This is a genomic window from Kitasatospora sp. NPDC056327 (genome assembly GCF_042261735.1).
Classification (GTDB): domain Bacteria; phylum Actinomycetota; class Actinomycetes; order Streptomycetales; family Streptomycetaceae; genus Kitasatospora.
Map to the genome: position 1 here is coordinate 1 of NZ_JBHJRC010000273.1, position 11,308 is coordinate 11,308.

At 73.4% G+C, this 11,308-nt stretch carries 7 protein-coding genes; 3 read left to right on the forward strand and 4 right to left on the reverse strand.

The genetic code is table 11. From position 1 onward, the window contains the following. Window positions 1-133: 133 nt before the first annotated feature. Window positions 134-2,782: an aconitate hydratase AcnA gene (acnA, locus tag ACFCX4_RS29120; RefSeq protein WP_376148690.1), complete on the reverse strand. Its 2,649-nt coding sequence runs from the start codon at window positions 2,780-2,782 to the stop codon at window positions 134-136. 326 nt (window positions 2,783-3,108) lie between these two features. Between acnA and ACFCX4_RS29125 the strand changes: the two genes are divergently transcribed. Both ACFCX4_RS29125 and ACFCX4_RS29130 read left to right on the forward strand, forming a co-directional pair. Further along, window positions 3,109-3,558: a type II toxin-antitoxin system VapC family toxin gene (locus tag ACFCX4_RS29125; protein WP_376148693.1), complete on the forward strand. Its 450-nt coding sequence runs from the start codon at window positions 3,109-3,111 to the stop codon at window positions 3,556-3,558. Between the two features lie 222 nt (window positions 3,559-3,780). Continuing rightward, on the forward strand, window positions 3,781-4,353 hold the full coding sequence (locus tag ACFCX4_RS29130; protein WP_376148696.1) for a superoxide dismutase family protein: 573 nt from the start codon (window positions 3,781-3,783) through the stop codon (window positions 4,351-4,353). Here the strand turns inward: ACFCX4_RS29130 and argF are convergent, their stop codons facing one another. The 3 genes from argF to ACFCX4_RS29145 form a co-directional block, all read right to left on the reverse strand. Continuing rightward, on the reverse strand, window positions 4,354-5,355 hold the full coding sequence (gene argF, locus ACFCX4_RS29135; RefSeq protein WP_376148699.1) for an ornithine carbamoyltransferase: 1,002 nt from the start codon (window positions 5,353-5,355) through the stop codon (window positions 4,354-4,356). 145 nt (window positions 5,356-5,500) lie between these two features. Further along, window positions 5,501-8,239, reverse strand: a complete 2,739-nt coding sequence (locus ACFCX4_RS29140) for a polynucleotide kinase-phosphatase (RefSeq protein ID WP_376148702.1) — start codon at window positions 8,237-8,239, stop codon at window positions 5,501-5,503. Then, window positions 8,236-9,921 carry a 3' terminal RNA ribose 2'-O-methyltransferase Hen1 gene (locus ACFCX4_RS29145; protein ID WP_376148705.1) on the reverse strand — a complete coding sequence of 562 codons (1,686 nt, stop codon included), beginning with the start codon at window positions 9,919-9,921 and terminating at the stop codon, window positions 8,236-8,238. The genes ACFCX4_RS29140 and ACFCX4_RS29145 overlap by 4 nt, the downstream gene beginning before the upstream one ends. 204 nt (window positions 9,922-10,125) lie before the next feature. On the opposite strand from ACFCX4_RS29145, the gene dapD reads away from it, so the two are divergent. Then, window positions 10,126-11,115 (forward strand): 2,3,4,5-tetrahydropyridine-2,6-dicarboxylate N-succinyltransferase, encoded by a 990-nt coding sequence (gene dapD / locus ACFCX4_RS29150; RefSeq protein WP_376148708.1) that lies wholly within the window; start codon window positions 10,126-10,128, stop codon window positions 11,113-11,115. Window positions 11,116-11,308: the final 193 nt, after the last annotated feature.

Here is an 11,308-nt window from a genome sequence, read left to right on the forward strand (position 1 = left end):
CGGCGCGTCCGGCCCGGGCGCGGCGACGCCGGTGTAGGAGGCGAGGGTCAGCGGCCGCGGGGGCGCGGCCAGCAGCACGGTCAGCAGGGGCGGGCCGGCCAGGCCGATGAGCCAGCCGGCGTCGGTGCGGTGATCAGCCGTTGATCAGGCTGCGCAGCACGTACTGCAGGATGCCGCCGTTGCGGTAGTAGTCCGCCTCACCGGGGGTGTCGATGCGCACGACCGCGTCGAACTCCTTGTCACCGGCCTTGACCCTGACGGTCGCGGGGGTGCGGCCCTCGTTGAGCTCGGTCACACCGGTGAAGGAGAAGGTCTCCTCGCCGGTCAGGCCGAGGGAGTCGGCGTTCTCGCCCTCGGGGAACTGCAGGGGCAGAACGCCCATGCCGATCAGGTTGGAGCGGTGGATGCGCTCGTAGGACTCGGCGATGACGGCCTTGACGCCGAGCAGCGCGGTGCCCTTGGCCGCCCAGTCGCGGGACGAGCCGGAGCCGTACTCCTTGCCGGCCAGGACGACCAGCGGGGTGCCGGCGGCCTGGTAGTTCTGCGAGGCGTCGTAGATGAACGACACCGGACCGTCGGCCTGGGTGAAGTCGCGGGTGTAGCCGCCCTCGGTGCCCGGCGCGATCTGGTTGCGCAGGCGGATGTTGGCGAAGGTGCCGCGGATCATGACCTCGTGGTTGCCGCGGCGCGAGCCGTAGGAGTTGAAGTCGCGCTTCTCGACACCGTTGGCGGTCAGGTACTGGGCCGCCGGGGTGCCCGGCTTGATGTTGCCGGCCGGGGAGATGTGGTCGGTGGTGACCGAGTCGCCCAGCTTGGCCAGCACGCGGGCGCCGGCGATGTCGGTCACCGGGCTCGGGGTCTTGGCCATGCCCTCGAAGTACGGGGGCTTGCGGACGTAGGTGGACTCGGCGTCCCACTCGAAGGTGTTGCCGGTCGGGACCGGGAGCGACTGCCAGCGGTGGTCGCCGGCGAAGACGTCCTGGTAGCCCTTGTCGAACATGGCCTCGTCGATGGAGCCGGCGACGGTGTCGGCGACCTCCTGCTCGGACGGCCAGATGTCGGCGAGGAAGACGTCGTTGCCGTCGGCGTCCTGGCCCAGGGCGTCCCGGGTGATGTCGACGTTCATGTTGCCGGCGAGGGCGTAGGCGACCACCAGCGGCGGGGAGGCCAGGTAGTTCATCTTGACGTCCGGGTTGATCCGGCCCTCGAAGTTGCGGTTGCCGGAGAGCACCGAGACGACGGCCAGGTCGGCCTCGTTGACCGCGGCCGAGACCTCCTCGGGCAGCGGGCCCGAGTTGCCGATGCAGGTCACACAGCCGTAGCCGACCAGGTTGAAGCCCAGCTTCTCCATGTACGGGAGCAGGCCGGCCTTCTCGTAGTAGTCCATGACGACCTTGGAGCCGGGCGCCAGGGTGGTCTTGACCCAGGGCTTGACCGTCAGGCCCTTCTCCACGGCCTTCTTCGCCAGCAGGGCGGCGCCCAGCATGACGGAGGGGTTGGAGGTGTTGGTGCAGGAGGTGATCGAGGCGATCACGACCGCGCCGTTGTCGATCTCGTAGGACGAGCCGTCGGGGGCGGTGACGGCGGTCGGCTTCGAGGCCTCGGCGGAGTAGGTCGGCAGCGCCTCGGCGAAGCGCTCGGCGGCCTCGGCCAGGATCACGCGGTCCTGCGGGCGCTTCGGGCCGGAGATCGACGGGACGACGGTGGAGACGTCCAGCTCCAGGTACTCGGAGTAGACCGGCTCGACCGACGGGTCGTGCCAGAGGCCCTGCTCCTTGGCGTACGCCTCGACCAGGGCGAGCTGCTGCTCGTCACGGCCGGTGAGCTTCAGGTAGTTGATGGTCTCGGCGTCGATCGGGAAGATCGCGCAGGTCGAGCCGAACTCCGGCGACATGTTGCCGATGGTGGCGCGGTTGGCCAGCGGGATCGAGCCGATGCCGTCGCCGTAGAACTCGACGAACTTGCCGACCACACCGTGCTTGCGCAGCATCTCGGTGATGGTGAGCACCAGGTCGGTGGCGGTGGTGCCGGCCGGCAGCTCGCCGGTCAGCTTGAAGCCGACGACGCGCGGGATCAGCATGGAGACCGGCTGGCCGAGCATCGCGGCCTCGGCCTCGATGCCGCCGACGCCCCAGCCCAGCACGCCCAGGCCGTTGACCATGGTGGTGTGCGAGTCGGTGCCGACGCAGGTGTCCGGGTAGGCCTGGCCGCCGCGGACCATGACGGTGCGGGCCAGGTGCTCGATGTTCACCTGGTGGACGATGCCGGTGCCCGGGGGGACGACCTTGAACTCGTCGAAGGCGGTCTGGCCCCAGCGCAGGAACTGGTAGCGCTCCTTGTTGCGGCCGTACTCGATCTCGACGTTCTGGACGAAGGCGTCCGGGGTGCCGAACTTGTCCGCGATGACGGAGTGGTCGATGACCAGCTCGGCCGGGGCCAGCGGGTTGATCTTGGCCGGGTCGCCGCCCAGCTCCTTGACGGCCTCGCGCATGGTGGCGAGGTCGACGACGCACGGCACGCCGGTGAAGTCCTGCATGATCACGCGGGCCGGCGTGAACTGGATCTCCTGGCTCGGCTGGGCGTCGGCGTCCCAGTTGCCGAGGGCGCTGATGTGACCGGCGGTGATGTTGGCGCCGTCCTCGGTGCGGAGCAGGTTCTCCAGCAGCACCTTGAGGCTGTAGGGCAGCCGCTCGGACCCCTCGACGGCGGAGAGCTTGAAGATCTCGTACGACTCGTCGCCCACCTGCAGCGAGCTGCGGGCGTCGAAGCTGTTCGCGGACACGACTGACTCCTTCTAGGTGCTTCGTGCGGTATCCGGCCGCCACGGTGGTAAGGTCACCCTTACTTAGGCTGACCTTGCCCGCACCGCCGGTGAGCGCCTCTCGGCAAGTATCTTGATGTCGAGATATATCGTAAGGCGGAGTTATCTCGATGTCGAGATAAACCATAGTGCATGCCGCAGCGTCCGCCACGTCGGCACCACCTCCAGCCTGCCCCCACCGCCCCCAGGCTGCCTCCCCCGGGTGCACCCCCGACGAACCCCCGCCGAACCGTCCGTGACGCGCGCCCCCGCACCGGCCGGCGGGCGGGCGCGCCATGCCCGGTACGGTGACCGCGGACAGCACGCCGAACGGGTACGGGGGACCGCCGATGATCGTGGTGGACGCGTCAGCACTGGTGCTCGCACTGGCCGACGAGGGCGGGCGCGGGGCGGCGGCACGGGCCGAGCTGGCGGCCGGCGGCGAGTGGGTGGCGCCCGAGCACGTCCTCGTCGAGGTGATGCAGTCGCTGCGCGGCCTCCACCTCGCGCGCGAGCTGACCGCCGACCGCGTCGGCGAGCTCGCCGCCGAGCTGCCCCGGCTGGCGATCCGGAAGGTGGCGGTGGAGCCGCTGCTCGGCCGGATCTGGGAGCTCAAGGACAACCTGACGCCGGACGACGCCGCGTACGTCGCGGTGGCGGAGCTGGTCGGGGCGCCGCTGGTGACGGCCGACCTGCGGCTGATGCGGGCCAGCGGGCCGCGGTGCGAGATCCGGGGGATCCGCCCGGCGGAGGACTGAGAAGAGGCGCGGGACCGGGCGGCGGCCCGGGACAGGGGCGCGGGGCGCGGCCCGGGCACCTGCCCGGGCGGGCCGGCGCACCGCCGTCCGGGCGGGTGCGCGGACGGGCGGCGGCCGGGAGCGTGTCCGGGGGCGGACCGGCGCCGTTGAGCACGGCGTCCGTCCCGTCGCGTTCCGCCGCGCCCCCACCGGGGAGGCGCGCCCCGCCGAAGAGGTCCGCCGATGCCCGCTCCGCTCGCCGCCGCCCTGCTCCCGCTCGTCCTGCTGACGCCCGCCGCCTCGCCGGTCTCGGTCACCGAGGCCGACTTCGACCCGGCCACCGCCTTCGTCCCGCCGGCCGCGGTCAGCCACGCGCCGGACCTGGTGCCGTACGGCTCGCACGTGCGGGTGGTGGTCGACCGCTCGGTGCCCGGGCGGACGGTGCTGACCATGAGCGTGGCCGGGGTCGCCGCCGGCCACGAGTTCCCGGTGCACCTGCACACCTCCCCGTGCGGGGCCGACCCGGCCGCCTCCGGCCCGCACTACCAGGACGCCGTGGACCCGGTCAGCCCGTCCACCGACCCCGCGTACGCCAACGACCGCAACGAGCTGCGGCTGACCCTGCGCACCGACGAACGGGGCGACGGCACCACCGCCGGCTCGGTGGCCTGGCTGCCCCGGCCGGGCGAGGCCCGCTCGCTGGTCCTGCACGCGGGCAGCCCGGCCGGGGCGCACGCCGCGGCCGACCGGGCGGCCTGCGTGAACCTGCCCGACGGCACCGCCGGGGAGGAGTACGGCGAGGGGTACGGGGAGTAGTCAGGCGCCGAGGGTCGCGACCAGGACCGCCTTGATGGTGTGCAGGCGGTTCTCGGCCTGGTCGAAGACCACGGAGTGCGCCGACTCGAACAGCTCGTCGGTGCACTCCAGCTCCGCCATGCCGGTCTCCTCGAACAGCTGCCGGCCGAGCACCGTGCCGAGGTCGTGGAAGGCCGGCAGGCAGTGCAGGAACTTCACCTGCGGGTTTCCGGTGGCCCGCACCGTCTCCATCGACACCTGGTAGGGCTTGAGCAGCTCGATCCGCTCGGCCCAGACCTCCTTGGGCTCGCCCATCGAGACCCAGACGTCGGTGTAGAGGAAGTCGGCCCCGGCCACGCCGGCGGCGATGTCCTCGGTGAGGGTGATCCGGGCGCCGCCGGCCTCCGCGAGCGCCTGCGCCGCCTCCCGCACCTCATCGTCCGGCCACAGGGCGCGCGGCGCGACGATCCTGATGTCCATGCCGAGCAGCGCGCCGGTGACCAGGAGCGAGTTGCCCATGTTGGAGCGGGCGTCCCCGAGGTAGGCGAGCGTCACCTCGCCGAGCGGCTTGGTGGTGTGCTCGGTGATGGTGAGCACGTCCGCGAGCATCTGGGTGGGGTGCCACTCGTCGGTGAGGCCGTTCCAGACCGGCACGCCGGCGTGGGCGGCCAGCTCCTCGACGACCGCCTGGCCGTGGCCGCGGTACTCGATGCCGTCGAACATCCGCCCCAGCACCCGGGCGGTGTCCTTGATCGACTCCTTGTGGCCGATCTGCGAGCCCGCCGGGTCCAGGTAGGTGGTGGTGGCGCCCTGGTCGTGGGCGGCGACCTCGAAGGCGCAGCGGGTCCGGGTGGAGGTCTTCTCGAAGATCAGCGCGATGTTCCGGCCGCGCAGCCGGGGCTGCTCGGTGCCCGCGTACTTCGCCGCCTTGAGCGTGGCGGCGAGGTCCACCAGGAAGCGGAACTCCTGGGGCGTGAAGTCGAGCTCCTTGAGGAAGTGCCTGTTCCGGAGGTTGAAGGCCATGCCGGGCTCCTGGGTCTGGTGTTCGGTGTGCTGACGCGGGCGGGCGGAAAGCAGCAAGTCTATACGAGTGACGGAATTTCTATGCAAGACTGCCGCCTCCGCCCGCCCCGGCGCCCGGGCCCCGTCCGCCCGGGCGCCCGCGCGCTCAGAGCCTCGGGTCCACCGGCTCCGACTCCAGGGCGAGGACCGCGAACACCGGCTCGTGCACCCGCCACAGCGGCTCGCCCGCCGCCAGCCGGTCCAGCGCCTCCAGCCCCAGCGCGTACTCCCGCAGGGCCAGCGAGCGCTTGTGCCCGAGGAAGCGCTGCCGCAACTGGTCCAGGTGCTGCGTGTAGTCCGGGCCGTAGACGATCCGCAGGTACTCGCGGCCGCGCACCTTCACCCCGGGCTGGACCAGCCCGCCGGGCCGCCCCTCCCCCGTACGGCCGCGCACCAGCGAGGCCAGCGGCTTGACCACCATGCCCTCGCCGCCCGCGGCGGTGAGCTCCTCCCACCAGGCCGCACCCGCGGCCACCGACGCCCCGTCGGCGGTGTCCACCACCAGCCGGCCGGTCCGGTGCAGCACCGCCGCGCCCGGCTCGGCCTCCTCGTCCGCCGCGACCAGCCGGTCGACCAGGGCGAGGTGCTCGTCGTGCGGGCGCACCGCGAGGTTCGCCCCCTCCGCGGCCAGCACCTGGAACGGCGCCAGCCGGATCCCGGCGAGGCCCTCGGTCGGCCAGCAGTACCGCCGGTAGGCCTCGGTGAACGCCCGGGCGTCGACGGCACGCCGGCGCTGGCGCTCGGTCAGCGCGAGCACGTCCAGCCCGCGCTCGCCCGCCCGCTCCAGCGCGGCCAGCACCGCCGGCAGCGCGGCGCCCGCCGCCGCGCCGACCGCCGCGTACTGCCGGCGCAGCAGATCGGCGGCCTTCAGCGACCACGGCATCAGCTCGGCGTCCAGCAGCAGCCAGTCGGTGCGCAGCTCCTCGAAGACCCCGGACCGCTCGGCGGCGGCCCGCAGCCGGTCCAGCACCGCGGCGGTCAGCCCGTCGTCACCGAGGAACGCCCGGCCGGTACGGGTCCAGATCGCCCCCGGTCCGGCCACCCCGAAGCGCCGGTCCAGGGCCGCCCCGTCGCGGGCCACCAGCACCACCGCGCGGGAGCCCATGTGCTTCTCCTCGCAGATCACCCGCTCGACGCCGTCCGCGCGGTAGGCGGCGAAGGCCTCGTCCGGGTGCTCCAGGTAGCCGGGCCGCGACGAGGTCGCGCTCGGCGCCATGGTCGGCGGCAGGTAGGTGAGCAGCCGGGGGTCGATCGCGAACCGGCTCATCACCTCCAGGGCAGCCGCCGCGTTCTCCTCGCGCACCGCCACCCGGCCGTGCAGCGAGGTCTCCACCACCCGGCGGCCCGCCACGTCGGCGAGGTCCAGCGGGCGGCCCTCCCGGGCCCCCGGCGCGTCCGAGTTCATCGGGCGGACCGGCTCGTACCACTCCCGCTCGGCCTCGACCGACACCAGCTCCCGCTCCGGGTAGCGCAGCGCGGTCAGGCTGCCGCCGAAGACGCAGCCGGTGTCGAGGCAGATGGTGTTGTTGAGGAAGCTCGCCGTCGGGACCGGCGTGTGGCCGTACACCACCAGGGCCCGGCCCCGGTACTCCTCCGCCCACGGGTAGCGCACCGGCAGGCCGTACTCGTCGGTCTCGCCGGTGGTGTCCCCGTACAGGGCGTGCGAGCGCACCCGGCCGGAGGCCCGGCCGTGGTACTTCTCCGGGAGACCCGCGTGGCTGACCACCAGGGCGCCGCCGTCCAGCAGGTAGTGGCTGACCAGGCCGCGGATGAACGCCCGCACCTCGGCGCGGAACTCCTCGGACTCGCCCGCCAGCTGGTCCAGCGACTCCCGGAGGCCGTGCGAGACGGTGACCTTGCGCCCGTCCATCGCCCGGCCGAGCTTGTTCTCGTGGTTGCCGGGCACGCAGACCGCGTGACCGGCCGCCACCATGCCCATCACCAGGCGCAGCACACCGGGGGTGTCCGGCCCGCGGTCGACCAGGTCGCCGACGAGGACGGCGGTCCGGCCGGCGGGGTGCACGGCGTCGACCGGGCGGCCGGCGTCGTCCCGGACCAGGGTCCAGCCGAGGCGGGTGAGCAGGGTCTCCAGCTCGGAACGGCAGCCGTGGATGTCACCGATGACGTCGAACGGGCCGGTGAGGTGGCGCAGGTCGTTGAAGCGCTTCTCCGGCACGACCTCGGCGGCCTCGACCTCGGCCTCGCCGCGCAGGACGTGCACCTTGCGGAAGCCCTCGCGCTCCAGGCCGCGCAGGGAGCGGCGCAGCTCGCGGTGCTGGCGCGGGACCACGTGCGCGGGCAGCCGGCGGTCCGGTCGGGTGCGGTTGCGCTCGGCGCAGACGCCCGGCGGGACGTCCAGCACGATGGCGATCGGCAGCACGTCGTGGTCGCGGGCGATCCGGACCAGCTGTCTGCGGGCCTCGGGCTGGACGTTGGTGGCGTCCACGACGGTCAGCCGGCCGGCGGCGAGTCGCTTGCCGACGATGTAGTGGAGGACGTCGAAGGCCTCGGCGGAGGCGGACTGGTCGTTCTCGTCGTCGGCCACCAGGCCGCGACAGAAGTCCGACGAGACGACCTGGGTGGGGAGGAAGTGCCTGCGGGCGAAGCTGGACTTGCCCGCGCCGCTGGCTCCGATCAGCACGACCAGGGAGACGTCCGTCACCGGGAGGCGGCGGGGACTCGTCCGGGAGGCTTCGGGCGCGGTGCCGGGGGCGTTGTCGGGCGCGGTGCCGGGAGCGGCATCGGGTGCGGCATCGGGTGCGGTGCCGGCGGGGGCCGGCGCCGAGGGCGCCGTCGCTTCGAGGGCGGCCTCGGTCGGCTCCGGGTGCAGCGCGTCGTCGGTCATCGGGTCTCGCCCCCTTCGGGCGTCGTGCGGTCGGTCGGGTCGGTGGAACCGGTCGGGTCGGTCGGGTCGGTGCGGTCGGTGGAACGTGTGGTGCCTGTCGCCGGGTCCGCCCCGTCGGCGAGACGGAACAGCGCGAGCTGGGTCGGAGCACCCACCTCGGCGTCCTGCGGACCCACCGGACGGATCTCGACCGTGTAGCCGTACGCGGCGGCGACCCGGCCGGCCCAGTCGCGGAACTGCGCCCGGTCCCACTCGAAGCGGTGGTCGGCGTGCCGGAAGTGACCGGCCGGCAGGCTCTCCCACCGGACGTTGTACCCGGCGTTCGGCGTTGTCACGACCACCGCCGACGGGCGGGCCGCGCCGAACACCGCGTACTCCAGGGCGGGCAGCCGGGGCAGGTCCAGGTGCTCGATCACCTCGCACAGCACGGCCGCGTCGAAGCCCTTGAGCCGCGCGTCCGTGTAGGTCAGCGCGCCCTGGACCAGCCGCACCCGGTTCGTCACGCGCTCCGGCATCCGGTCCAGCCGCAGCTTGCGGGCGGCCGCGCTCAGCGCCCGCGCGGACACGTCCACGCCCAGCACCTCGGTGAACGCGGTGTCCCGCAACAGGGCCGCTATCAGCTCGCCCTGCCCGCAGCCGAGATCGGCCACCCGGGCCGCCCGGACCTCGCGGAGCGCGGCCAGGATCGCCGTCCGCCGCTGCTCGGCCAGGGAGGGCTCCCGCTCGGGCGCGGGCCCGGCGGCGGGCTCCTGCCCGGTCGCGTGCCCGGCGTCGTGGACGGGCGCGTGCCCGTGCTCGTCCTCCGGGGTCCGGTCCACGCCGTCGTCGAGCGCGCTGTCGTCGACCGCATTGTCGTCGACCGCGTTGTCGAGCTCCTCGGCCTCGCGGTCGTCGGCCTCCGCCAGGCGGGCGATTTCCAGCCGCTCCATCGCCCGCCGGGTGAGCGTCCAGCGCCGCGCCAGGTAGCGGCGGGTGATCAGGGCCCGCTCCGGGTGTCCGGCCAGCCAGCCCTCACCGGCGGTGAGCAGCTTGTCGACCTCGTCCGGGGCGACCCAGTAGTGCTTGGCGCCGTCCATCGCCGGCAGCAGCACGTAGAGCTGCTGGAGCGCGTCCGCCAGCCGCACCTGCTCCGCCGACAGATCGAGCCGGACGTAACGCGACTCGCCCCACTCGGGGAAGGTCTCGTCCAGCGGGAGGGCCGACGCCTCGACCCGCCAGCCCAGCGGCTCGAAGAGCCGGACTGCCATCGCGACGCCGTCTCCCGTGCCGGAACTGCCTCCCACCGGCACCGCGGGCAGCGAGACGCGCAGCGGGCGGGGCAGCTCGGCCAGCCCGGGGCGGGCCTCGCAGACGCCCTTCATCGCCGTCCGGAAGACCGTACGCAGGGCCACCGCGAGCAGCGAGGACGCCGCGTAGGGACGGTCGTTGACGTACTGGGCGAGCGCGAAGTCGGGCGAGCCGCCGCGATCCTTGCCCCGGCCCCTGCGGACCAGCGCGATCAGGTCGACGTCGAGCAGCAGCGCGGCCGTACAGGCCTCGTCGCCCGCCTCCGGGTAGAAGACGTGCGCCTCGCCGTGGGCCGTGGAGAACCGCTGAACCCTGCCGGGGTGCTTGTGCAGCAGAAAGCCCAGGTCAGTGGCAGGGCTGTCGGCGGTGCCTGTGGTGGAGATCGACATGAACACCTGGCCGAGTATGGCCGAGAACAGGCTTCCCGAGCACGGGATTTTGCCCCGTCCGACGGTCCGTCGGCGGTCCTCCGGGACTTCGTCGGGGCTTCATCGGGGCTTCACCGGGGGTCCGGCGGGGGTCCGGCTGGGGCGCCGCCGCCGCGTCCGGACGGTGAGCGTGTTCGGCACCGGCCGCCCCGATTCGTTAACGTGCACGATGTGACTGCAGAATCCACCACCCCCGTGAGCGGCGCCGTTGCCGCAGGTCTGGCCACCATCGCCGCGGACGGCACCGTCCTCGACACCTGGTACCCGGCCCCCGCGCTGACCGCCGAGCCCGGCCCGGCCGGAACCGTCATCCTGACCGCCGAGCTGGCCGAGGCCGAACTGGGCGCCGGTGCGGCCGAGGCGCTTCGCGCCGACGCCCGCCGCGGCGTCGAGGTGGTCGCCGTGCGCACCACGATCGCCTCGCTGGACGACAAGCCGCTCGACGCGCACGACGCCTACCTGCGTCTGCACCTGCTCAGCCACCGCCTGGTCCGGCCGCACGGCCAGAACCTGGACGGCATCTTCGGCCTGCTGGCCAACGTGGCGTGGACCAGCATCGGCGCGGTTCCGGTGGACAAGGTCGAGCAGGCCCGGCTGGCCGTGCGTGCCCAGGGCGGCCAGCTCGCCGTCTACGGCATCGACAAGTTCCCGCGGATGACCGACTACGTCGCTCCGTCCGGCGTGCGCATCGCCCACGCGGACCGCGTCCGCCTCGGCGCGCACCTGGCCGCCGGCACCACCGTGATGCACGAGGGCTTCGTCAACTTCAACGCCGGCACCCTGGGCACCTCGATGGTCGAGGGCCGGATCAGCGCCGGCGTCGTGGTCGGCGACCACAGCGACATCGGCGGCGGCGCCTCGATCATGGGCACCCTGTCGGGCGGCGGCAAGCAGGTCGTCTCCGTCGGCGAGCGCTGCCTGCTCGGCGCCAACGCGGGCATCGGCATCTCGCTCGGCAACGACTGCGTCGTCGAGGCCGGCCTCTACGTCACCGCCGGCACCCGGGTCACCACCCCGGACGGCACCGTGGCGAAGGCGGTCGAGCTGTCCGGCCAGGACAACCTCCTCTTCCGCCGCAACTCCCAGAGCGGCGCCGTCGAGGTCATCGCCCGCTCCGGCTCCTGGGGCGGGCTCAACGCCGACCTCCACGCCCACAACTGACCCGTCGCGCACCCTCGATGCCGGGCCCCGAGACCTTCGGGGCCCGGCATCGGCCGTTCCCGACCGGCACGCGGAGCCGGCAGCCGGCGGCTCGACGTCCTGTTCCGTCGCCGTTGAGCGGGAGCGCAACACGTGAGGTTCGGCCGGCCGGAGAACAGGAAGTCGACCTGGTGGCCCTCGCCCTCATCGGGCG

Bases quoted from the DNA above. Each gene is read 5' to 3' on its own strand.
- argF (WP_376148699.1), bottom strand. From the start codon at position 5,355: ATGGCCTTCAACCTCCGGAACAGGCACTTCCTCAAGGAGCTCGACTTC.
- ACFCX4_RS29130 (WP_376148696.1), top strand. From the start codon at position 3,781: ATGCCCGCTCCGCTCGCCGCCGCCCTGCTCCCGCTCGTCCTGCTGACG.
- ACFCX4_RS29140 (WP_376148702.1), bottom strand. From the start codon at position 8,239: ATGACCGACGACGCGCTGCACCCGGAGCCGACCGAGGCCGCCCTCGAA.